The 26,848-nt window shown below is 64.2% G+C and carries 1 protein-coding gene; it reads right to left on the reverse strand.

Features of this window, described 5'->3' with window-relative positions:
• Positions 1-92 precede the first annotated feature (92 nt).
• Positions 93-26,669: a non-ribosomal peptide synthetase gene (locus RE4_RS11005; RefSeq protein ID WP_060938596.1), complete on the reverse strand. Its 26,577-nt coding sequence runs from the start codon at positions 26,667-26,669 to the stop codon at positions 93-95.
• Positions 26,670-26,848 lie beyond the last annotated feature (179 nt).

Genomic DNA, 26,848 nt, shown 5'->3' on the forward strand with positions numbered 1-26,848 from the left:
TCTGGTTCGCAGTTTCAACGTTTTCCCCTCGTCCGGACCCACCCGGGGTCCATCACCCTGTGTGTTTCACTCATACCCATGTCGAACCTGGTTCAGACACCCCACTGAGCGATAACTTCCCGCAATCGTACAGCTATGCTTGCCGCCGGACCCGGTTCGATCATCTGGTTGTGTTCACAATCGACTTCGGTGACTCGAATGTCGCCTTGCACAAACCTTCGCCATTCGGCCACGTCGTGTCCGTTCTCCGTAGATCTTCCGGCTACGAAGAAGTCGATGGCTCCAAGGTGGACAGGCGGTTGGTGCCGATTCGTCAATTCGACGGAGTGGGAGTAACCGCGACTGATCCGCGCTAGATGCTCCGCTTCGATTCCGATTCCGGCGCCCAGGGTCTGCTCCAGCAATTCCGCCGCTTCTTCGAAGGTTTCGACGGGCTTGGATCCCGCCGGCATCGCGAGCCCGGCCAGTAGTTCGGAGACCGAGAGTTCTGCGGGCTGATCGGAATCCGACGACGGATAGCTGTCGAGGATCGACAAAGTCACGTCACGTCCGCTCCGAGTGAGACTGTGCGCCACGGCGTGTGCGATGACGCCGCCGAGCGACCAGCCGGCCAGATGGATCGGGCCGGTCGATGCCACGGCTGCAATGCGATTCGCGTAGTCGTCGGCGAGTTCGGTCAGCGAGTCGAAGCTGGGTCCGCCGCTCAGGGACGGTAGCTGAAGACCGTATACGGGTTGATCCAGCTCGAGGTGCTTGACGAATTCTGCATAACCCCAGGACAATCCGATACCCGGATGGACGAAGAACAGTGGTGCTCGATCGGATCCGGCGCGCAGCGTGATCATCGGGGCGAGCAGATCCGAAGAATCGTCCGGCGAGTGTGCGTCCATTCCGTCAGCCGCCCGGGCGACACCGGCCGGTGTCGGATCCAGGAAAAGCGATTGCAACGGCACTCGCATCCCGAGGCGCTTCTCGAGTTCGATGGTTATTCGAGTGGCGACGATCGACGTTCCTCCCAGTTCGAAGAAGTCGTCGTCGACGCCGATGTGCTCGTGACCGAGCACGGTCTCGAAGATGTCGACGACCGTTCGTTCGGTGTCGTTGGTCGGCGGCGCGTACGGGACTGTACGACGCTCGAAGCTCGGCGTCGGCAGTGCTTTACGGTCCAGCTTGCCGACCGGTGTCACCGGAATTCGGTCGACGACGACAATCGCGCCGGGAACCATGTGCGCAGGCAGGCGAGAAGACAGGTGGCGGCGAAGCTCCCAGTCGTCGACGGTCTGTCCTTCTACAGGCTGGATGTAGGAGGCGATCATCGTCTCCCCCGACGGCGCTTCGTGCCCAAGTGTTGCGGCGAAGTAGACGGATGGGTGTGCCATCAGGACTGAGTCGATTTCGCCGAGTTCGATGCGGAATCCGCGGACCTTGATCTGGAAGTCGCTGCGGCCGAGGTATTCGAGTGTGCTGTCGGAGCGCCAGCGCACCAGGTCGCCTGTGCGGTACATCCGCTGGCCTGGTTCGCCGAACGGATCGGCGACAAATCGGTCGGCGGTGAGGTCGGGACGATTGTGGTACCCGCGGGCGAGTCCGGGGCCGGTCACGTACAGCTCCCCGATGACTCCCACTGGCACGGGCTTGAGGTGCCCGTCGAGGACCAGGCCGGCAAAGCCGATGGCCGGTCGGCCGATGTTGATGTCCTTGCCCGGCCGCATGGGTTCACTGACGCTGGCCTGGATGGTGGATTCGGTAGGTCCGTATCCGTTGAACATGCGGCGGTCGCGGCCCCAGATGTCCACGAGTTCGGGTGGGCAGGCTTCGCCACCGACTGCGAGCACGCGGAGTTCTGGCAGCGCGGAGCTTTCGATGGAGCTGAGCGCGGTCGGCGTGATGAACGCGTGTGAGACGTGTTCGTCGGCAAAGATTTCGGCCAACTCGGATCCGCCGAAGACCGTGGGTGGGATGACGACCAGGCAGGCTCCGCTGCCGAACGCCATCATGAGTTCGAAGACCGAGGCGTCGAAGCTCGGTGATGCCAAGTGAGAGATACGCGAATAGGGCTGGACGTTGAATCTCTGATGTTCCTCCGCGTTGAGGTTGGACAAACCGAGGTGGGTGACGATGACGCCCTTCGGCTTCCCGGTTGAACCCGAGGTGTAGATCAGGTACGCGGGATGCCCGTGATGCAAGGGGATCGTGCGGTCGAGGTCGGTGATCGCGGCGGCGCTCTGGCCGTCGATCTCGTCGACGGTCTGCGCTTCATCGAGGACCATCCACTCGACCGTGTCGGGAAGTTGACTGCGGTGAGCGTCGTCGGTGATGCCGAGTACGGCCCGCGAATCGTCGAGCATGTGGTTGATGCGATCGTCTGGATAGTTCGGGTCGACCGGCAAGAATGCTGCTCCGGTTTTCGTAACCGCCCAGATGGCGACGATCTCCGCCGTGGACCGCGGCAGACCCAGCGCCACAAAATCTTCGGGTCCGACACCGCGCCGGCACAACGCTCGAGCCAGCTTCGTCGATTCCTCGTCGAGCTCGCGGTAGGTCATCGATCCCTCGCGACTCGAGAGAGCTGGAGCATCCGGGTTCGAGGCGACTGCCTCGGCGAGGATCTCCGGCCACACCTGCACGCGAGTCGCTGCTGCACCGGATGCCGGCACCAGGGCTGCTGTTTCGTCGGCGGCGAGGATGCCGATGTCGGCGATACGTGTTGCGGGTTCGCGTCCGACAGTGTCGAGGATCAGACGCAGGCGGTCGGCAAAGCGCCGAATGGTGGCGGGTTCGAAGAGATCGGTTGCGAAGTCGAACGCAGCGGACATCCCGGCCGGGGCGCCGGACTCGTCGAACTTCTCGTCGACGATCAGTTCGAGATCTTCCTTCGCGTATTCGGTTTCCACGGTGAGGCCTTCGATATCGAGGCCGGGCAAGTGGAAATGCGCTGGTTCGTTGTTCTGAAGTTCGAGGGCGACCTGGAACAACGGTGAGTACGACGTGGATCTGGTCGGATTGATGACGTCGACGAGCCGTTCGAATGGCAGATCCGAGTTCTGGAATGCGGCCAGATCGATTTCCCGGATGTGTTCCACCAGTTCGGCAAACGTGATGTCGGGGTCGACGCCTGTGCGCAGGACCAGCGTGTTGACGAACATTCCGACGAGGTGGTCGAGCGCTGCCTGACCGCGGCCGGCGATCGGTGTGCCGATGGTGACCTCTTCGGCGCCGGACAGCTTCGACATCAGCACGGCCAGTGCGCCGTGCAGAGCCATGAACATCGTCACTCCGTTTGCCCTGGTGAGGTCCGCGAGGGCGCGGTGGGTGTTGGCGTCGATGTCGAAGGTGAATCGGTCGCCGTGGAAGGTCTGTTGCACGGGCCGCGGGTGGTCGGTGGGCAGTGCGATGACGTCGTCGAGGCCGGCGAGTTGCTCACTCCAGTAGCGCAATTGGCGACTGATGACGGATTCCGGATCGTCTTCCGATCCGAGGACGCGGTGCTGCCACAACGTGAAGTCCGCGTACTGCACTTCGAGTGGCGCCCAGGTGGGTTCGGTTCCTGCCGTGCGCGCCAGGTAGGCCGTCATCACGTCGCGTGCGAGCGGCGCCATCGACGAACCGTCGGCGCAGATGTGATGGACCACGACAAACAGAATGTGAACGGGTTCATCGGTGTCGAGGCGGAAGAGCGCGACGCGCAGCGGCAGGTCCACCGACACGTCGAAACCGGTCGTGGCGAGTCGTTGCATGCGCTCTGCGAGTTCGTGCTCTCCCAACGTCATTTCACGGACCGGCGGTACGGCCTCGTCGGCGGTGAGCACTTTCTGAATCGGATCGCCGCCGACGGCGGGGAACACCGTCCGCAGGGTTTCGTGCCGCTCGACGACGTCGGCGATCGCCTGTTGCATGGCGGTGACGTCGAGGTCACCGGTGAGGCGAACAGCTAGTGGGATGTTGTACGCGGCTGAGCGTGTGTCGAACTGGTTCAGGAACCACATGCGCTGCTGCGCCAACGAGAGCGGGACGTTACCGTCGCGCTCCATGGGAGTGAGCGGCACAGTGCCGACGGCAGTGACAGCGTCGGAAAGCCGTTCGGCGAGCTGAGCTGTCGTCGGTGCCTCGAAGAGCACTCGCACCCCGACGTCGATGTTCAGTGCGGAGTTGAGCCGCGAGACCACACGAGTGGCGATCAGCGAGTTGCCGCCGAGTTCGAAGAAGTTGTCGTCGACGCCTACCTGCTCGACGCCGAGTACATCGATGAAGGCGTCGGCGATCCGACGCTCGAGGCTGGTGCCGGGAGCCCGGAATTCCACGCCGGTTCCGGTGAACTCCGGGGTCGGCAACGCTTTTCGATCGAGCTTGCCGACCGCGGTGCGCGGTAGCTCGTCGACGATCATGATACTGGCCGGAACCATGTGCGAGGGAACACGTCCGGCGAGGTGCGCGGTGATCTCTGCGCCGGTCAGCGTCGACCCTTCCTCGACGGTGAGGTAAGACGCGAGAACGGTTGCGCCGGCCGGTCCGTCGACGCCGAGTGTCACGCAGTTCGTGACACTTGCCATTGCAGTGATCTGGGCGTCCACCTCACCGAGTTCGATACGGAATCCGCGAATCTTGACCTGGAAGTCGCTGCGCCCGACGTACTCGATGGTGTGATCGCTTCGCCAGGAGGCGATGTCACCGGTGCGGTACATCCGGTCGCCTGGCTTGCCGAAGGGGTCGGCGACAAATCGCTCGCTGGTCAAGCCGGGACGCCGGTGGTATCCGCGAGCCAGGCCGATGCCGGCGATGTACAGCTCACCGGGAGCTCCGACGGGCACCGGTTGCAGCCGCGAATCGAGGATCATCTCGTGCACACCGCGGATCGGGCCACCGATCGTGATGGGTGCACCCACTGTCATGGGTTCGCTGATGTCTGCCATGACGGTTGTCTCGGTGGGGCCGTAGGCATTGACGAATTCCCGCCCGGGTGCCCACAGACCGACGAGATGTGGTGGCAGGGCCTCTCCCCCGACGACGACGTGCCGGAATTCGTCCAGGCCGGCCGGATCGACGGTGGCGAGTGCCGCCGTGGTGACGAACGCGTGAGTGACGTGTTCGCGGCGGATCAGACTTGCCAGTTCGGCGCCGCCGTAGATGTCGGTCGGGACGATCACCATGGTTGCTCCGACACCGAATGCCTGCAGGTACTCGAAGATGGCACCGTCGAAGCTGGGGGTGGCGAAGTGCAGGGTCCGAGAGTGGTGATCGGCGTGGAATCGACGTTGCTGATCGAGTGCGAAGCTGTCGAGTCCGGTGTGGGTGACGACAACTCCCTTGGGTCGGCCGGTGGATCCCGAGGTGTAGACCACGTAGGCGGCGTTGTCCATGACCACCGGTGCAAGCCGTTCGTCCTGGGCGATCGGCAGCGTGCAGCTTGTGGCGACGTCGTCGTCGAATGCTTCCTCTCCGAGCACCAACCAGGACACGATGGGTGGCAATGTGTCGATGGCGTCGACGACGGTCAACCCGAACAACACCTCGGAGTCGCTGAGCATGTGTTCGATTCGGTCGGCCGGATAGGTGGGGTCGACGGGGACGAACGCTGCGCCGGTCTTGGCCACTGCCCACACCGCGAGTACTGATTCGACGGACCTTTCGATGCCAATGGCGACCGACGTCTCGGGCCCGGCGCCGCGGCGGATCATGGCTCTGGCCAACTGGTTCGAGCGTCGGTCCAGTTCGATGTAGGTCATGGAACGGCTGCCGGCCGAGAGCGCGATGCGGTCGGGATATGTGGCGGAGACGTCGGCGAGTATTTCCGGGAGCGTACGAGCGGAGCGACCCGGGGATCCGAAGACCGGCGCAAGATCACGGCTCTCGAACTCCGTGAGAACCTGCAGGCGGGCCAGCGGCTGATCCGGCGCCGACGCCAGCTGCTCGAGGACGATGCCCACGCGCTCGGTGATCTTCGCGACTTCGCGGGCGGAGAAGTGCGTCGGCAAGTATTCCATCTTCAGGTTCAGCGTGTCACTTTCCGACGCGACAACGGCAATCGGATAGTGCGCCGAGTCGCGTCCGTCGATGCCGAGGACGTGCATTCCCGCGATGTCGGTTTCGGCGGTCAGGGCTGCCTCGTCGACGGGATACGACTCGAATACCGTCAGGGTGTCGAATGAACCGGCGGCGCCCACTGCTCCCGCGATGTCCGACAGTCCGATGTGGTGGTGGTCGAGTAGTGACGCTTGCTCGGATTGGACGCGAATGGCCAGTTCCGCGAGGGTTTCTCGGGCGTCGAGGCGGATTCGCACGGGCACTGTGTTGATGAACAAGCCGACAATCGATTCCACACCGGACACCTGTGGTGGGCGTCCGGAAACGGTTCCACCGAAGACGACGTCGTCGCGGCCGAGGAGTTCGGCGAGCACGATTCCCCAGGCCACTTGGACCAGGGTTGCCATGGTCAATCCGCGGCTTCGCGCGAACGCCCGAAGGGTCTCGGCTCGTTCGGTCGGCAGCGAGTACGAGTGAATGTCACTGGCAACGGTTTCGGCGGCGGTGCTCGCTTGCGAGAGTTGGGTGGATGAGTCCACTCCTCGTAGCGCTTCCTGCCAGGCTCGCAGAGAAGAGTCGGGGTGCTGCTTCGAGATCCAGGTGAGGTAGTCGCGATACGACTGAACTCTGGGCAGAATCTCGGGGTCGCCGTCGGTTGCGTAGAGAGTGAGCAGGTCTCGAAGTAACAGAGGGGTTGACCAGCCGTCGAGCAGGATGTGGTGGTTCGTCACGACGAAGCGTGCTGTGTCCGGTCCGAATCGTACGAGCATGAACCGGATCAGGGGTGCTGTTTCCATGTCGAAACGCTGAGCGCGATCACGCTCGAGCAGCTGAGCGAACGCGACTTCACTGTCCTCGGTCCCGGACAGGTCGATCTCGGCCCAGCCGATCTCGACACCGGAACGGATTACCTGCAGCGCCCGCCCTCCCGGCGCGGAGACAAATCCCGCGCGCAAGCTCGGATGACGATCAACCAAGGCCTGCGCGGCGCGACGCAGGCGCGGCGCCTCCACCCGACCCCCGAGTTCGAGGGTCAGTTGCACCATGTACGGATCGATTTCCGTTTCGTCGAACTGGGCGTGGAAGAGCATGCCCGACTGCAGCGGTGACAGTGACCAGATATCGGTCAGGTCGGGGAATCTACGCTCGAGCTGTTCGATGCTCTGCTGATCCGCGGTGACGAGATCGAGATCGGTGGGCGTGAGCTCGCGCTCGGAGTGTTCGTCCACGTATTCACTCAACGAGCCGAGCGCTCGGGACCAGAGTTCCGCCAGTTCCGTGACTTCGTCCTCGCTGAGGATGCCGCGGGGGAAGGACCACGTAGCGCGCAGAATCGGACCGTGCGCGGTGTCGGTGGTGACGGCATTGATGTCGAGCACCGACGCGGCGGCAAGATCTCCGCTGTGCGCTTCGTCGAGCGTCACTTCCGAGATCGGCAGCCACGGCACCTCGCCGTGCTCGGGGTCCGAGCCGGCAAAACGTCCGAGGTAGTTGAACGAGATCTCAGGTGTGGGCAACTCCTGTAGTTCTTCGTTCCGGTCGAGGTACTTGAGCATCCCGAACCCGATGCCGTTGTCCGGCAGACCGAGCAGCGTTTCCTTGACGACTTTCACAGCGGAGGCCGCGGTTGATCCCCCGGACAGTGCATCGACGACATTGAGTCCGGTGAGATCGATCCGGACGGGGAACAAGGTGGTGAACCAACCGACTGTGCGCGAGAGGTCTGCGCCAGGCGCTGCGTTCTCCTCGCGCCCGTGTCCCTCGAGATTGACGAGCACTTCCCCGCTGCGCTGTCCGCGCGATCGACGCCAGGCGGTGACGGCAATCGCGAGAGCAGCAAGCAGCCCGTCGTTCACCGAGCCTCCGAAATGTCGAGGCACCGCCGAGATGATGTTCTCGGTCACCGAGGTCGGTACGTCGACGCTGACGCGGTCGACGGTGGCTCCGACGTCGACCGCGGGGTCTAGCCCGCGCGTTCCGAGCATTGGTTCGTCGGTCCGCATCCTCGACCACAGGTCGATCTCGTCGCGTCGATCTGCGGCGGCCTCGGCGAGCGCTGTCGCCCAGCGACGTATCGACGTTCCGCCGGGGGGAAGAATCGGTGTTTCGCCGTCGAACGCCGACGCATATGCCGTGACCAGTCCGGGGACCAGCATTCGCCAGGACACACCGTCGACCGCGAGGTGATGAAGTACCAGGAGCAACCGTCCCGCCTCAGGCCGGTTGCCGTTCGCGCTGACCGGATCCAACCAGACTGCGCTGATCATCTTGCCGTGCTCGGGATCGAGTCGGCTGGATGCGTCCTGCATCGCGGCTTCTGCCGCGCGTAGGAATTCTTCGCCGCCGGTGGACACGATGGGGGTTCGGTGCAAGATGTCGGAGGCTGCGACGGTGCCGGGTTCGCTGATCTCGAGTTGGTGAGTCACGGCCTCCAGACGTGCCCGCAGTACGTCGTGGCGGTCGAGGATCGTTTGTAGTGCGCGCTCCAGCGCGGGGCCGGACACATCCGCGGGCAGTGCGATCAGCGCGCTCTGGCTGTAACTGCGGATCGTGCTCAGGTCACCGCGACTGCGTTCGACGAGCCACTCCATGATCGGTGTGAGCGGTAGCGGGCCGGCTCCCCCGCCGGGTAGCTCGGTGAGAACCGGTGCCGTTTCCGATGATTCGATGAGGAGGACCTTGGTGAGGCCGGCCACGGTTTTCGCTTCGAAGACGTCCCGCGGAGTGAAGATGAGGCCTGCGGACTTCGCCCGTGAGACGAGTTGGATTGACATGATCGAATCGCCGCCGAGGCCGAAGAAGGAATCGTCCACTCCGATACCGCCCCGCCCCAGAACCTCTCCGAAGAGGTCCGCGAGGACCGCTTCGGTGGCGGTGGCTGGTGCCCGCGTTGCCTCGGTTGTTCCCGTCACGGTGAAGTCCGGAGCCGGGAGGCTGCGTCGGTCGAGCTTTCCGTTGACCGTCAGTGGAAGCGATTCGAGGACGACGATCGCGGTGGGCACCATGTACTCCGCGAGTTCGGCGGCGACGAAGTCGGTCACCGTCGCTGAATCGACGGTACTGCCTGTTTCGGCGACCACGTACCCGACGATCCGCGGTGACGCTCCCTCTGTGCGAACAAGTGCTACCGAGGCAGCGACGCCGGGGCAGCGGAGCATTGCGGCTTCGATCTCTCCGAGTTCGATGCGGAAACCACGCACCTTCACCTGGAAATCACTGCGGCCCACGTACTCCAACTGCCCCGCGTCGTTCCACCTCGCCAGGTCCCCGCTCCGATACATTCGATCCCCCGAACTACCGAATGGATCGGGAAGGAACCGCACCGAAGTCAATGCGGGTTTCCCGAGGTATCCCCGAGTCACCTGGTCACCGGCGACGTACATTTCGCCGACAACACCTGGTGGCACCAGGTTCAGTCGCCGATCGAGTACGTAGACGGACAATCCTGGTACTGCTCGCCCGATGATGCTCGCCGACGCGTGCTCGCTGTCGTTGCGGTCGAGTGCGATTCGACTGACGTGCACTGTCGTCTCGGTGATCCCGTACATGTTGACCAGCGTCGGCGCCGTGTCCGCACGACGGTCGTACCACTTGCGCAATTGCCCGAGATCGAGCGCTTCTCCACCGAAGACGACGTAACGCAGTGCAAGGTCGGGGTCCGTGCCGTTCGGTGAGTACGCACGGTCGGCTTCGGCGAGTTGGTAGAAGGCGGTGGGTGTTTGGTTCAGCACCGTCACTCGCTCACGGCGGAGCAGTTCGTGGAACATGTCCGGCGATCTGGTCGTGTAGTAGTCGACGACGACCAGCCGGCCACCGTGCAGCAACGGCCCCCACAGCTCCCAGACGGAGAAGTCGAATGCGTACGAGTGGAACATCGTCCACACGTCCGTGTTGTCGAACCCGAATGTCGGGGAGGTGTTGTCCATCAGAGTCAGGACGTTTCGGTGGCTGACCTGGACACCTTTGGGGCGCCCTGTGGATCCGGAGGTGTAGATGATGTACGCGATCGCGTCGGGCAGAAGTGGTGTCGTCCGGTCCGCGTCGGTGATGCGATGTGGCGCGGAGTGATCGAGGCGTACCGCGATCTCCGGCGATCCGAGTTCGACGATGTCGATGCCGGATTCGATGATCTCCGAAGGTAGGTCGCTTCGGAAGTCTCCGGTCGTGACCAGGCATACCGGCCGCGCGTCGTCGAAGAGGAATCGCATGCGCTCGGCCGGGTAGGTGATGTCGACCGGCAGGTATGCCGCCCCCGCTTTGATGACAGCGACGAGGGCGAGCACGAGATCGGTGGTTCTGGGCATCGCAACGGCAACCACGGATTCCGGACCGATACCGCGGCCGATCAGGAGCCGCGCCAGGCGGTTCGCGCGCCCGTCCAGTTCGGCGTACGTCATGGCGCCGTCGCTGTCGTTGACCGCGGTCGACGACGGATGTGCTGCAACAGCTTCGAAGAATCGGTCCGCGATGTTGTCGGCCGGAGCCGGTTCGGCGTGAGTGTTCCACTCGGTCAGCATCTGTCGACGCTCGCCGACGCCCACGACGTCGATGTCACCGGTAGGAGTCGACGGCTCTCGGGAGACCGCCTCGAGGAGGGTGAGCAGCCTGCGTGAGAACGATTCGATCAATTCACCGTCGAACAGGTCTGTGGCGTAGATGAATTCGGCGTCGATTCCATCCGTTCCGCCATCCGCGTCGTAACGCTCGGTGACCGAGAGTTGCAGATCGAACTTGGCGACGGGTAGGTCGAACTCGACTCCCGAGACAGACAGCCCTGGCAGTTCGAGTTGCGGTAGCGCGTTGTTACGGAACTCGATGAGGATCTGGAACAACGGAGTGTGCGACGTCGAGCGTTCCGGGGCGAGTGCGTCGACCAACCTTTCGAAGGGCAAGTCGGTGTGTTGGAACGCGCCGAGGTCGCCTTCGCGAACCTGGGCGAGTACGTCCTCGAACGACGCGTCGGGCGTGATCTGTGCCCGCAGCACAAGAGTGTTGACGAACATTCCGACCAGGTGATCGAGTTCGGCCTCGCCGCGCCCGGCGACAGGTGTACCGATGGCGATGTCCTCGGTACCGGCCAGGCGTGCCGCAAGTACCGCCAGTGCTGCGTGCATGACCATGAACATGGTGCTGCCGTGCTCGCGGGCCAGATCGGTCAGCGCCCGATGGGACTGCGGCGATACCGCGAACCGGTGAACAGAGCCGACCATGGACGGCTTTGCCGGACGTGGGAACGACGTCGGCAGGGCGATCGGCTCGCCCAGTCCCGCGAGTCGGTCCTTCCAGTAATCGAGCTGACGGGTCAGAGCCGAGTCCGGATCTTCCTCGGAGCCGAGCACTTCGTGCTGCCACACAGCGAAGTCGCCGTACTGCACGGCCAGTTCCGACCAGCTCGGCGCACTGCCGGCGCTGCGGGCCGCATATGCCGCTGCCACGTCCGCTGCCAGGGGGTTCATCGAGAACCCGTCGGCGACGATGTGGTGGACGACGATCACGAGTACGTGCCTGCGCTCGTCCCCGTCGACGCGCAGGACCGCGCAGCGGATCGGAACTTCGGCCGAGGCGTCGAAGCCTGCCGAGGCCAGCTCGAGGATTCGATCGGACACTCTGGCAGCAGTGACGATTTCCGGCTCCAGGATCGGCATGACCTCGTCGCTGGACATCACCTGCTGCACCGGCTGTCCGTCGATCGAGGGGAACTTCGTCCGCAAGCTCTCGTGGCGACCCAATACGTCCGCTACCGCGGCCTGCAATGCGGCGAAGTCCAGATCGCCGTCGAGGCGCACTGCCAGGGGAACGTTGTAGGCCGGCGAGGTCACGTCGAACTGGTTGAGGAACCACATCCGCTTCTGTGCCAATGACACGGGCAGTGGATCCGGGCGAGATCGCCGAGTCAACGGTGGTCTGGGGTTCTCGCCGCGGCCGACACTCTCCGCCAGACGAGACAGCTGCCGAACTGTCGGAGACTCGAACAATCCTCGAACGCCGATGTCGGTGCCGAGAAGTGCGTTGACGCGGGCGATGACGCGGGTCGCGGTCAGTGAGTTTCCGCCGATGTCGAAGAAGTGAGTATCGATACCGATCGGGGACACTCCGAGCACGTCCTCGAAAACGCCCACGACCAGCCGTTCGAGCTCGGTCGCCGGTGCAGCGAGTGTTTCGGCATCGGTGTCGAAGCGAGGTGCCGGAAGAGCAGCCCGATCGACCTTGCCGACGCCGGTCAGTGGTAGCTCGTCGAGCACGACGACGCTCGCGGGCACCATGTGTGCCGGCAGTAGCTCCCGTGCCGCCGCCCGGATGTCCTCGGCGCTCACCGGGCGTTCGTCGTCGCAGACGACATATGCCGCCAAGGCCTGCTCGTCGGAGGGTCCGCGCACCGCCAATGTGACCGCGTACTCCACACCGGGCAGCTGACCCAACGCCGTGTCGACCTCGCCTAGTTCGATACGGAACCCGCGGATCTTGACCTGGAAGTCGCTGCGTCCGAGGTACTCGATGGTGCGGTCACTGCGCCAGCGCACCACGTCTCCGGTGCGGTACATCCGCTCCCCCGGCTCGCCGTACGGGTTGGCGACAAATCGTTCGCTCGTCAGCGATGAACGCCCGTGATAGCCGCGCGCGAGTCCAACTCCGGCGACATACAGTTCGCCGGGAACTCCGACGGACACCGGTTGAAGTCTGCGATCGAGGACGACCTCGCTGAAGCCGCGGTTCGGCGGCCCGAGATAGACCTTCTCACCGGCTGGGATGGGGTCACTGAGGTTGCAGGAGATGGTGGTTTCGGTGGGTCCGTAGACGTTGACGAACGATCTTCCCGGCGCCCAGGTGCGCACCAGGTCCGCCGAGGGCGCCTCGCCACCGACCGTGATGGTGGTCAGTTCGTCGAGTCCCTCGGGATCCACCGACGTCAGCGCTGCGGGCGTGATGAACGCGTGCGTGACATGTCCCTCTCGGAGAACGTCGGCCAGTTCGGCCCCTCCGTAGACGGTGGTGGGAGCTACGACCAGTTCGCCGCCGACGGCGAAGGCGAGCAGATACTCGAGAACGGAGGCGTCGAAACTCGGCGAGGCGAAATGCAGTGCGCGTGAATTCTCCGTGAGACCGTAGCGATGACGCTGTTCGTCGGCGAAGTTCTCGAGACCGGTGTGCGTGACGACGACACCCTTGGGCCGGCCGGTCGAGCCCGAGGTGTAGATGAGGTAGGCAGTGTTCTCCAGCCGCGGGGTTCCCCGGCGCTCGTCTTCGCGTAGCGGTGATGTGGACACTCCGGAGAGCCGAGTGGCGTTCTCCGGGTCGTCGAGTTCGAGCCACTTCGTTGCGCCACCGCCGGCCGGTGCGTGTGCAGCCGTGGTCATTCCGAGCGATGATGCCGAGTCCTCGAGCATGAACGAGATCCGGTCACTCGGGTAGCGAGGATCGATCGGCACGAAGGCGGCGCCGGTCTTGGTGATCGCCCAGACCGCTGCGACGGATTCGAAGGACCGTTCCACACAGATCGCCACCCGTGAGTCCGGGCCCGCGCCTTCCGAGATGAGCACGCGCGCCCACTGATTCGACGCCTCGTCCAGCTCTCGATAGGTCATCTTTCTGTCACCACAGGACAGTGCGACCCGTTCGGGGAATCTGCTCGCGGTGTCCGAAAAGATGCGATCGAGTGTCCTTACCGAGCGGCCTTGCCGGCCGCGCGCGGGAACCAATTGCTGCACTTGCGAATCCGGCATCAAACGCAGTTTCGCCAGCGGAAGATCCGGTTGTGCGGTGATCAGTTCGAGGGTGCGGAGCAGCCGGTCCGCGATCGCGTCGATGTCGTGATCGCCCAGGACTCCCGGGAAATACTCGAATTTGAGCCGCAGTCGCCCGTCTGCCGCAGAGGCAACGATTGCGAGTGGATAGTGCGCGGCATCCTCGGCGTCGTGGACGTCGAGAACGTGCATTCCGGCGATGTCGGTGCCCGAGGAGAGTCCACCGCGGTCGACGGGATACGACTCGAACACAGTCAGCGTGTCGAACGATGCAGCGGCCCCCACTGCCGAAGTGATGTGCGAAAGCCCCACATGATGGTGATCGGACAACCGCGCCTGTTCCGCTTGGACACGAACGCACAGCGCTGCCAGTGACTCTCGCGGGTCGAGGCGAACTCGGACGGGGACAGTGTTGATGAACAAACCCACCATCGACTCGACGCCGGACACCTGGGGTGGTCGGCCGGAGACGGTTCCACCGAAGACGACGTCGTCGCGGCCGAGGAGTTCGGCGAGCACGATTCCCCAGGCCACCTGGATCAAGGAGGCTGTCGTCAGGCCACGGGAGCGGACGAATCCACGCAGAAGTTCCGTCTCACGTTCTCCGAGGGCTGTGGTGGTCGAGCGTGAGGTGGCGCCGTCCTCGTCGACGGCGTGAGTTCCGGTCAGCAGCGTCGGGTCGTCGAGTCCGCGGAGTGCTTCGCCCCAGGCTTCGATCGACACGCTGTCGTCGCGAGTGCTGATCCAGCTCAGATAGTCCCGGTAGGGGTGCACGCGTGGGATGGCACTGTGATCACTGTCGGTGGCGTAGAGCGTCAGTAGGTCACGGACCAGCAGCGGCATCGACCATCCGTCGAGGAGGATGTGGTGGTTGGTCAGGATCAACCGATACGCGTCGTCTCCGGTTCGCAGAAGCAGGAACCGCAGCAGGGGCGGCGTGGCCATGTCGAAGCCTCGCACCCGATCCGCATGGAGGAGCTCGCGTATCTCGGTTGCCTGTTCGGTGGGGGCCAACGGAGAGATGTCGATCTCGGTCCACGGCACGTCCACGTCGGCGCTGATCACCTGCACCGATCGCCCACCGGTGTCGGTCGTGAACGCAGCTCGCAGGTTCTCATGACGGTCGAGCAACGCCTGTGCGGCGCGGTGCAACCTGGACGCGTCGACGCCGTCGAGTTCGAGTGCGAGTTGGACGGTGTACGCGTCGACTGTGTGTTCGGCGTAGCGGGCGTGGAAGAGCAGTCCGGATTGCAGCGGTGAAAGGGACCAGACGTCGGTCAGTGTCGGGAACTCGCGCTCGAGGTGGTCGATGGACTCCTGGTCCAGTTCGATCAGGTCGATGTCCGACGGTGTGAGTCCCCCGCGTTCGCTGTGTTCGGCGTAGCTGGCCAGAGCGCGCAACGACTGCACCCAGAGTTCGGCGATGGCGCGAGCATCGCGCTCTGCCAGCACGCCGGTGGGATAGGCGATAGTGGCACCGATGTGCGGTGCACCCGAGATTTCGGTGGTGACGACATTGACGTCCAGGACCGAACCCACGGGCATCTCGGACCGAGCTGCCGCTTCCAGATCGACGTCGCGGGCCAGCGCCCAGTCCCCCAGCGACTCTCCTGCCTCGGTGCCGGAGAAACGACCGAGATAGTTGAAGGAGATCTGCGGTTGACGGAGATCTTCCAGTTCCGCTCGGCCCGCCTCGTCGAGATAACGCAGAACTCCGTACCCGATGCCACTGTCCGGAACTCCCAACAGTTCTTCCTTGACCCGCTTGAGAACCACCGCTGCCTCGGGGCCGCTGCTCATCACGTTCGCGATGTCGATGTCGGCGAGGTCGATTCGCATCGGGAAGACACTGGTGAACCAGCCGACGGTGTGCAGGACGTCCGCACCGGGCACCACGTGAGCCTCGCGTCCGTGACCTTCCATCGAGACGAGCACGTTGTCGGTTCGTATGCCCTGTGCCTGCCTCCACTGCGTCAGTGCCAGCGCGAGAGCAGCAACGAGACCGTCGTTGACGGATCCACCGAAGAGCGCGGGAAGCGTGGTCAGGACTGTGTCGGACAGTTCGACGGGCACGTCGGCGACAACTCGGCCGACCGAATCGAACGTGTCGAGCCGCGGGTCCAGCGGCCGGGTTCCGATCAGGGGGTCGTCACCTTCGAGGATCGAACGCCACCGGGGCAATTCGACTCTTCGATCGGGCGCGATGTCACGGAGCGCATGCGACCAACGACGAACCGACGTGCCCGAATACGACGGCTCCGGCTCCTCGCCGGCGTCGATCCGGTGGAAAGCGGACGCAAGTTCCGGTACGAGCACGCGCCAGGACACGCCGTCCACCGCGAGGTGGTGGATCACCAGGAGCAACCGGCCGGTGTTGCGTACGCCGGACAACCAGACGACCCGCACCATCTCGCCCCGGACGGGGTCGAGTTCTCGACGTGCATCACCCAGGGCGGCGACGATCGCCGCGTCGAACACGGCGGTGCCCGGCTCGGCCTCGACCTCGACTACCCGGCAGATGTCCTCGGCTGCAACAGATCCCGGATCGCCGACTATGAGCCCGCGCTCGCCGTCGAGTTCGAGGCGCGCGCGAAGGATGTCGTGACGATCGAGAACGACTTGAAGCGCTGCGGTCAACTGCTCCACACTGCGAAGCCCGTGCGGCGCATTGAGAAGGGTCGCTTGGGAGAACGAATCGAGCCCCTGGAGATCGGAGCCGAGCCGGTCGAGCCACCACTGTGCCACCGGCAACAACGGCATGTGGCCGACGCCGCCTCCGGGAAGTTCCTCGAGCACCTCGGGTTCGTCGTCCTTGGTCGATGCCAGCAAAACCGCAAGACCGGCGACCGATTTCACCTCGAAGACGTCACGCGGGGTGAACACGAGCCCGGCGTCGCGGGCACGGGCGACGAGCTGAATCGACATGATCGAATCGCCGCCCATCGAGAAGAACGAGTCGTCGACGCCCACCGATTCGACACCGAGGACATCGACGAACAAGGCGGCCAGCGTGCGCTCGGTATCGGACTCGGCAGCCCGCGAGCGTGCCTGGGTTGCTCGCAGGTCGGGAACCGGCAGGGCTCGGCGGTCGAGCTTTCCGTTGGCAGTCATCGGCAGTTCGTCGAGCACGACCACCGCCGCAGGAACCATGTACGGGGCCAGAGCCGAACCCGCGAACGCGATGACGGCCTCGGGATCCACAGTCTGAGCATCGTTGGCGGGCACGACGTATCCGACGATTCGCGCGGCGCCTCCGTCACGTTCGAGCGTGGTCACCACGGAATGCGCGACCCCGGGATAGCGAGCCAGAACTGCTTCGATCTCGCCGAGTTCGATGCGGAACCCACGAATCTTGACCTGGAAATCACCTCGGCCCTGGTACTCGAGTTCGCCGTTCTTGTTCCACCTGGCGAGGTCGCCGGTGCGGTACATCCGTGTGCCCGCACTGCCCGCGGGATTGGGCACGAAACGTTCGGCGGTGGTGCCGGCGCGGTTGCGGTAACCGCGGGCGAGTCCGTCGCCACTGACGTACAGCTCCCCCGTCACTCCGACCGGGACGCGGTGCAGGCGATTGTCGAGGACCCACGCAGTGATGCCTGTCGACGGGCGACCGATCGTCACTCGATCGGCCGGGGACATCGGCTCGGTGATGCTGGCGACGACCGTCGATTCGGTCGGTCCGTAGGCATTGATCATGATCCGGTGATCACTGACCCAGGCGGCGACGAGATCGGGCGGGCAGACGTCGCCACCGGTTCCGATGCAAACCAGCTCGTTCAGTTCGCTCGGATCGACCGTGGCCAGAGCGGCCGGGGTGATGAAGGCGTGCGTGACGTGCTGATCGGCGATCAGGCTCGTCAGTTCGGTTCCGCCGATGATGCTCGGTGGAGCGATGACCATCGTGGCCCCGGCACCAACGGCCATCAGGAGTTCGAGAATCGAGGCGTCGAAGCTCGGTGAGCTGAAATGCAGCGTGCGCGAGGTCGATTCCACCCCGAATCGAGTACGTTCCTGTTCGGCGAGTGCCGAAAGCCCACGGTGAGTGACCATGACACCTTTGGGGACGCCGGTGGAACCGGAGGTGTAGATGACATAGGCGGGATTGTCCAGAGACACCGTCCCCGCCAGTTCCGAGGCCTCCAGCCGCTGATCTCCGAACTGTTCGAGGGTTGCCAGTGTCTCGGCCTGATCGAGCAGAACTGCGTCTGCCTCGTCGGGGACGACACCCACATGCTCGGCGGTGGTGAGGACGACGCCCGCTCCCGAGTCGTTGATCATGTGATGTACGCGGTCGACGGGGTACGCCGGGTCGACGGGTACGAATGCGGCGCCGGTCCGGGCAACCGCCCAGATCGCGACCACGGATTCCAGTGAGCGTGGCAATGCCAGGGCGACAACGGATTCCGGACCTGCCCCGCGGCCGATCAACAGTCGTGCAAGCCGATTGGCCCGGCGGTCCAGATCGGAGTACGTCAGATGTCGGTCGCCGAAAATCAGTGCAGTTCTCTGCGGTTCGTCGACGTACTTCCGCTCGAGCAACGTCGAGAAGTGAACCTGGTCGGGAAGTTCCGGTGCAGACACGACGCTGATCGTGTCGGTGTCGACCACGAGATCGATGTCGCCGACCGGCGTGTGCGGTGATTCGGTCACCGCACCAAGGATCCGAACAAGATATCGAGCGAAGCCTTCGACCGTCGACTCGTCGAACAGGGCGCTCGCGTAGGTGAACCCGGCCTCGATTCCCGCCGGCCGGCCGTCGTCGTCGAATGTCTCGGCAAGCGTGAGTTGCAGATCGAAATTCGAAACGGCGGATTCGAGTTCGAGGACCTCGACCTCGAGGTCCGTCAGACGAACTGCTGGTCGACTGGTGTTCTTGAACTCCAGCATCACCTGGAACAACGGTGAATGCGAAGTCGACCGCTCCGGAGCCAGCGCATCGACGACGCGCTCGAAGGGGACGTCTGCGTGAGCGAAGGCGTCGAGGTCGGTGCTGCGAACTCTGGCCAACAGATCGGTGAACGAGGCTGCGGGGTCGACATCGGCGCGCAGCACCAACGTTCCGACGAACATACCGACCATCGGATCCAGGAGGGCATTTCCGCGTCCGGCGATCGGTGAGCCGATCGTGATGTCTTCCATGCCGGACAATCTGGCCACGAGCACCGCGTACGCGGCGTGTATCGCCATGAACATACTGCTTCGGTGTTCGATCGCGGTTTCGCTCAGACGACGATGAATGCCGGCATCGATGTCGAATCGAACGACGCCGCCCGAGAGATCCTGTACGCGCGGCCGCGGGCGATCTGCGGGGAGCGCGAGAAGCTCGGGCACACTTGCCAGCTGACGTGTCCAGTACTCGAGCTGGCCGGCGAGGGTGCTCTCCGCTTCGTCTATCCGTCCGAGAGCCCTTTCCTGCCAGATCGCGAAGTCCGCGTACTGGACCGGGAGAGGAGACCAGTCGGGTGCCTCACCTCGATGCCGTGCCGAGTACGCGCTCATCACGTCGAACGCCAACGGTGCCATCGAGAATCCGTCGGCGCAGATGTGATGGACGACCACAGCCAGGACGTGATCTTCTGCGTCGACCTCGATCAGTTCCGCCCTGATCGGTGGAGCCTGCGTCACGTCGAAGCCCCTCGAGGTGACGCGTTCGATCTCCCCGAGTACCGCTTCGGTGCTCGCGCCGACAATCGGTAGCGACCCCAACGCTTCACCGGGTTCCACGATCACCTGCGCCGGCACTCCCTCGATCATGGGAAACAGCGTGCGCAGCGATTCGTGGCGATCGAGCACATCGGTGATCGCGCCTTCCAAGGCCGCAACGTCCAACCGGCCTCTCAGCCTGATCGCTATGGCCACGTTGTACGCCGCGGAGGTGACGTCGAATTGATTGACGAACCACATGCGCTTCTGCGCCAGCGACAGCGGAATCGACTGTGGCCGCGGCAACGCCTCGAGTGGAAGAACGGTTGCTCCCCCTCGCGCCGTTGCGCACTCGACCGCCAACTGCGCAACGGTCGGCGCGTCGAACAACTCTCTGATCGACAGGTTCAACGAGAGTGAATCGTTCACGCGCGCCACGGCGCGGGCAGCGACGAGACTGTTTCCGCCGATCTCGAAGAAGTTGTCGTGAACACCGACGGCCCCGGATTCCAGCAGCTCCTCGAAGATCGCCGCCAACTGTGCTTCGAGCGGTGTTCGCGGCGCCAGATACGTCTGCGAGCTGTCGAAGCTGGGAGCGGGCAGGGCTTTCCGATCGAGCTTGCCGGTCGAGCCGAGCGGAAACACGTCGAGGGCGATGACCACTGCGGGAACCATGTAGGCGGGAAGGAGACCTCTCAACTCGGCGCGCATGCCGTCCGTGTCGATCGAGGTGCCGGTCTCGGCGATGACGTAGCCGACCAAGCTGTCACCGACCACGTCGTCGTGATGGACGAGAGCAGCAGCTTGCGTGACACCGGGCAGCCTGAGCAACGCTGCTTCGACCTCGGCGAGCTCGATGCGCTGGCCGCGGATCTTGACCTGGAAATCGCGTCGACCGACGTAGTCGAGCAGCCCGTCGGCGCGCCACCGGACGACATCACCGGTTCGGTACATCCGGGTGCCAGCCGGGCCGTACGGATCGGCCACGAATCTGTCGGCCGTGAGATCGCTGCGCCCGAGGTATCCACGCGCCAGTTGCACTCCCGCCAGGTACAGCTCGCCGTGAACGCCGACCGGAACGGGATGCAGCCGCCCGTCGAGGACATAGAGCTGGGTGTTCCACACAGGAGCACCGATGGGAACGGTGACGGTCATGTCGGGGGTGAATTCGGCGGCGCTCACGTCGACGGCAGCCTCCGTGGGTCCGTACAGGTTGAACAATCCTGCAGAACTCAGACGGGTGAACGCCTCCGCGGTGGTGGGAGCGAGAGCTTCACCGCTGCAGAACACCTGACGCAGGCTTGCGCACTGCCCGGCAGTCGCGACCGCGACGAATTCCGCGAGCATCGACGGAACGAAGTGCGCCGTCGTGACGCCTTTTTCGGCCATCAACGCCGACAGGTACCCGGGATCACGGTGCCCCTCCGGTTCCGCGATCACCAACTGCGCACCAGTCTGCAGGGGCCAGAACAGTTCCCACACCGAGACGTCGAAGGTCACCGGAGTCTTGTGCAGCACCACGTCCGACGCGTGAAGTGGGTACGCGTCTTGCATCCACAGAAGGCGATTGACGATCGAACGGTGTGATACTGCAACGCCTTTCGGTCGACCGGTCGATCCGGACGTGAAGATCACGTATGCAGCATTGTCCGGGAGGAGGGGTCGGATCCGATCAGCGTCGGTGATCGGCACCGTCGTGGACACGGGACGATCGAGATCGACGTCGACGATCGGGACTCGCGCGGGAAGTGCGCCGTGGTCCTGGGGCCGGCTCAGCACACAGATCGGTGCGGCGATGTCGAAGACGTACGCGATCCGTTCGGCCGGATGGTCGGGGTCCACCGGGACATACGCCGCACCGGCACGGATCACGGCGTGGACCGCGACGAGTAGTTCGGGTGACCGGCGAATCGACACCGCGACGCGCATGTCCGGGCCGACACCGTGGGCGATGAGGGTTCTGGCAAGTTCGCTGACCCTCGCGTCGAACTCCGCATACGTCAGTGTCCGCTCGCCGTAGATGAGCGCGGCCCCCTCGGGCGTCCGGGCTGCCTGCTCCGCCACCAGGTCGGAGAGGGTGGTGATCGGTACGGCGTGTTCGGTGGCATTCCAGCGCTCGAGGACCAGTTCCGCCTCGCCCACAGCTGTGAGATCGACGTCGCCGACGATTGATTCGGGGTCGGCCGCTACCGCGTCGAGGAGCATCGTGAAGCGATCAGCGAGGCCCGACATGGTGTCCGAGTCGAAAAGTTGGCTGGCATAGTTCAACTGGCCGTCGAGATGGTCGCCGCGGTCGGTGAGAATGACCTGAAGATCGAACTTTGCTGCACCCGTGGACAGTTCGTCAACCGTGACGTCGAGCTCGGGCAAGGTGACCTCGGCGGGAGCAGCGCCTTGCATCACCAACATGACCTGGAACAGCGGTGCCTGGCGCTCTGCGAGGGATTCGACGAGCACGTCGTACGGCACTTCGGTGTGCTGCAAGGCCGCCACGTCGACGTCCCGGACGCGGGTGAGAACTTCACCGAAGGTGAGTCCCCCGTCGAGAACCGTCCTCAGCACCACCGTGTTGACGAACATTCCGACGACGTCGTCGAGGGCGCGCTCGCTACGCCCGGCCACCGGGGTGCCGATCGTGATGTCGTTCGCTCCACATTCTCGACTGAGCAGGACGGCCAGCGCGGCGTGGATCACCATGAACACGCTGACGTCGCATCGCGCCGCGATCTCGCCGACCCGGCGGTACGTCGCGGAGTCGATCCGGAAATCGAGATCGCCACCGCGCAGCGAGACACCTGCAGGCCGCGGATGATCCATCGGCAGTTCCGCGAGCTCACCGCGTTCGGCGAGCGTGTGCGACCAGAACCGCAACTGCTCGGCGAGAATCGAATCCGGGTCGGACGCTTCGCCGAGCGCTCCGCGTTGCCATTCGCTGAAATCGCCGTACTGCACTTCGAGCGGCAACCACGCCGGTACACGCCCGCTCGCCCTCGACGCGTACGCGACCATCACGTCACGAGCCAGCGGCGCCATCGACAGGCCGTCCGCTGCAATGTGGTGAACGACGAGGACCAGGGTGTGCTCGCGTTCGTTCACCTCGAGCAGAGTGGCGCGGATCGGCACCGATTCGCTGACGTCGAATCCCGTTCGTGCCAGTTCGCTCGCCCGCGCTGCGGCCGCTGCGGCAGGCACCGTTTCCACCTCGAGATGATCGAACATCTCGTCCACACCGAGAACGTGCTGGACCGGACCACGGGCGCTCTCGGGGAAAACGGTCCGCAAGACCTCGTGCCGAACGATCACGTCCCGCAGTGCGGTGAACAGTGCGTTGACGTCGAGATCGCCGGTCATCGAAACCGCGATCGGAATGTTGTACGCCGGCGAACTCGGATCGAGTTGATTGGTCAGCCACATACGTTGCTGAGCCAGAGATACCGGTATCCGGTCAGGGCGATCGATACGCGTCAGTGCTGGGGCGCGCGTGTTCCGCGAGTCCGCGAGGTCTGCGCGAGCAGCCAGAGCGGAGACGGTCGGCGCCTCGAAGAGGTCGAGAACGCTCAGCGTCGTCCCGAGTGCTCCGTTGACCCTCGACACGACTCGGGTCGCGATCAGCGAGTCACCGCCGAGGTCGAAGAAACTGTCGTCTGCTCCCGCCCTGGTGATGCCGAGCAGATCGCAGAACACTGCAGAAATTCGCTTCTCGGTCGAGGTCTCGGGGGCACGGTATTCGGCCGTGCCGCCAGCCGAATCGATGTCCGGTAATGCTTTCCTGTCGATCTTTCCGGCGGGAGTCAGTGGAATGGAATCGAGTACGACGATCCGCGACGGAACCATGTGCGCTGCCAACGAGGATCCGGCGTGGGCGATCAATTCGGAGTTGTCGATGTGCGTGCCCTCAGCCGCCGTGACGTACGCCGCCAACAGTGTTTCCCCACTCGGGCCCGAAACTCCGGCGGTGACGGCCTGCGCGACGCTCGGATGGCGGCGCAGTACGTCGTCGATCTCGCCGAGTTCGACGCGGAAACCGCGGATCTTGATCTGGAAGTCGCTCCGTCCGAGGTACTCCAGCTCACCCGCGCCGTTCCACCGCGCGAGGTCACCCGTGCGGTACATGCGCTCTCCCGCAACGCCGTTGGGGTCGGCGACGAATCGTTCGGCCGTGATCGTGGCTCGCGCGTGGTATCCACGCGCCAAACCGATACCGCTCACATAGAGTTCGCCGGCGACACCGATCGGCACCGGTTGAAGCCGCGAATCCAGGAGGACGGCCGCGGCGCCGCGCATCGGCTTTCCGATCGTGACGGGAACATCGCTGCTCAGCGGTCCGGTCAGGGTGGCGACGACGGTGGTTTCGGTCGGTCCGTACGCGTTGAACATCGAGCGTCCGTGTGACCACTGATCTACCAGCGCGGGCGAGCAGGCGTCGCCGCCGGTCACGACCACTCGTAGATCCGGTAGGCCGGCGGGATCAACAGTTGCCAGCGCGGCCGGGGTGACGAAAGCGTGTGTCACCCGGCCGACGCGCATCACCTGGGCCAGTTCGTCGCCGCCGTACACGGTGGGCGGCGCTATCACCATCGTCGCCGCGCCGCCGAAGGCAAGGAGAAGTTCGAGTACCGAAGCGTCGAAGCTCGGCGACGAGAAATGCAGGGTGCGGTCGCCTGGTTCGACTCCGAACCTGATTCGTTCTTCGTCGGCGAAGCTGCTCAGCCCGCGGTGACTGACCACGACGCCTTTGGGGACGCCGGTAGATCCCGAGGTGTAGATCAGGTAAGCCGGGTCGTCGTAGCGAACGCGTGAGCGACGTTCGCCATCGTCGAGCGGTGCGTCCGAGCGGTACGCGTTCGGTTCGTCGGTGCGGAATTCGTCCAGAAGCAGCCAGTCCACCGAATCGGCGAGCCCGGCATGGTGCTCCCCCACGCTGATTCCGACAACAGCTCCCGAATCGGTGAGCATGTGCCGAATACGATCCTCGGGGTAGTGCGGATCGATCGGAAGGAAGGCGCCGCCGGTCTTGGCCACTGCCCACGTCGCGGTCACCGATTCGATCGACCTCGACAGTGCAAGGGCGACGTAGGTGCCTGGGCCGACTCCCCTGTTGATCAGTTCGCGGGCGAGTGTGTTCGACTCGGCGTCGAGTTCCCGGTAGCTCACCTCACGATCACCGAAAACGAGCGCCGGGGCATCGGGGTTCACAGCCGCGGCCCGGCTGAGGATATCGGGCAGGGTCAACGGCGCGGACGCGGTCGCTCCCCGTGCCGGCATAAGGAACTCACGCTCGAACTCGTCGAGAAGATCGAGATCTCCGACCGACGTTCGCGGGGCTGCCGCTGCGCCCGCAAGGATCCGCACCAGTCGCGAGAGGAAGGCTTGGACCGTGGATTCGGCGTAGTGCTGCGTGGAGTACGCCACCTCGAGGGCGCCGGTATCCGCGTGGACGTCGATCGCCACATCGAGGCCGGCAATCGTGGTCTCCTGCGAGCCGTCGTTGAGATGGACGTGCAACTCGGGCAGCTCGGGGATACCTGCCGCCGATCGAACCAACAACGTGTCGCGTTCTCGAGCAAGAAAACTCACGAACTCGTCGAACGGCGCCGCCGGATCGACCTCGCAGCGCAGCGGCGAAGTCCCCCACTCGGTCCTCGTTCCGATCAACACGTCACGGCGCTCGGTCGATCTCGACAACAATGCCGCAAATGCCGCGTGGACAACGGCAAAGAGTGAGACATCTTCCGTACGTGCAAGTTCGGCGACCGCGGGATCGAGCGGGAAGCTGAGCCGATTCGTAGTGGTCGGCTCCGATTCTGCGTCGATTCGCTCGAGCCCCAGCGCCGAACCCTCGTCGGAGTCCCCCAGATATCCAGCCCAGAACCTTTCGGTTTCCCTCCGCTGCGCACTGCGTGCCCCGGCCTCGGCGCTTGCCGGATGAATCCGGTTCATCGGCGTACCGGCCGGTGCTGCTGTCAGTTCTGCGACCAACTCGGTGAACGCCCGGTGGTGTTCAACCAGTTCGTCGTGACCGTAGCGATTGGGGTTGCCACGAAAGTCGATCAACGTCTGAGCTGGGTCGCCACTCTGGTACACGTTGACCAGGAGATCCTCGACGGGCCCCGACGTGACGATGTGAAACTCGCCGGTCAGTGATCCCAGTGTTATCTCCTGCCGGAAGAGCATCACATTCATCATCGGACCGGACAGTCGTGCATCGCCGACCGCCAAGCCCGCATCGCGCCTGATGTCTTCGAGACTGCATCGCTGATGACGAAGCGCGCCGAGGAGTTCGAGTTGGACCCGCCCGACCAGATCGTCCACGCTTTCGTCGGGGTCGACGTGGATGTGAAGGGGCGCGACGTTGACCAGCATTCCGCCGGAGCGTTGCAGCGGTGCCGTGGTCCTCGCCGAGACCGGCAGATTTATCAGAACGTCGTCGTAGCCGGTGTTGCGAGACAAATAGCACGCCAGTGCCGAAATCAGCACCGCCGCCGCAGTGGCACCGGAACGCGAATTCCACTCGTCCAAGGCAGCAAGGCTGTTCGCCGACATCGCGGCACTGACGAGTTCGCTACGCGCAGTCGGAGGTCCCTCACGCGTTGCCAACGTAGAACCGTGCTCGACGCCGGACACTCGCTGGGCCCAGTATTCGCGGTCGGCCTCGAACCGACTCGATTCGCGGTACTTCTGATCGAGTTCGGACAGCGTCGTGACGTCGAGCGCCTTGTTTACCGCAGGCTCCCGGCCCTCGACTGCTGCGGTGTAGATCGCGGCAATTCGATTCACTATCGTCATTCCGCTGTATCCGTCGAGAGCAACGTGGTGAATCCTGGTGTACCACAAGTAGTCTCGATCACCAGTTTGGAGAATTGTCATCTCGACGAGACGATCACGCGTCAAGTCGAGCGTCGTCGCGTAATCGTTGTCCATCCACTCCGACGCAGCCTGCCGAGGGTTCTCACGCTCGCGGAAGTCGAAGTAGTCGATACCCGGATCGATCGTGAAGTCCACGATCTGGCACGGCTCACCATCGGGGTACATCAACCGCAGAAATGGCGACTCGAACTCGTGGGCGGCCTCCACTGCAGCGCGGCTGAGCAGTTGCATGTCCAGGTCGCCGTGGAACTCGATGTACTGCGCAATGAAATACGGCACCGTCGGGTGAAGTTGCTGCGCAAACCACATACTGCGCTGCACCGCTGACAGGGGAAACGCCCCTGCCGGCAGGCTTCGCGATCCGGTCAGCGGATCGATCCTCTTGTCGGTATCCATCACGACCACCCCCACACAGCGTTGTGACGATCAGCGCCGGGAACTGTGGCTCGGGGATTGAAGAGAAACATCGCACCGCCTCGATATCGAGTGGAAACCATGTGGCGATCCTGCGAGAGCGCAGCCGAAGGTCATCGACCTCGACGAAGGGTCGCTTCGAAGTCCGAACCTCCCCGAAG

This window comes from Rhodococcus erythropolis NBRC 15567 (assembly GCF_001552595.1).
In the GTDB taxonomy this organism is placed as follows: domain Bacteria; phylum Actinomycetota; class Actinomycetes; order Mycobacteriales; family Mycobacteriaceae; genus Rhodococcus_F; species Rhodococcus_F erythropolis.

Excerpts from the sequence above, each read along its gene's own strand:
- RE4_RS11005 (WP_060938596.1), bottom strand. The coding sequence starts at position 26,669 with ATGGATACCGACAAGAGGATCGATCCGCTGACCGGATCGCGAAGCCTG.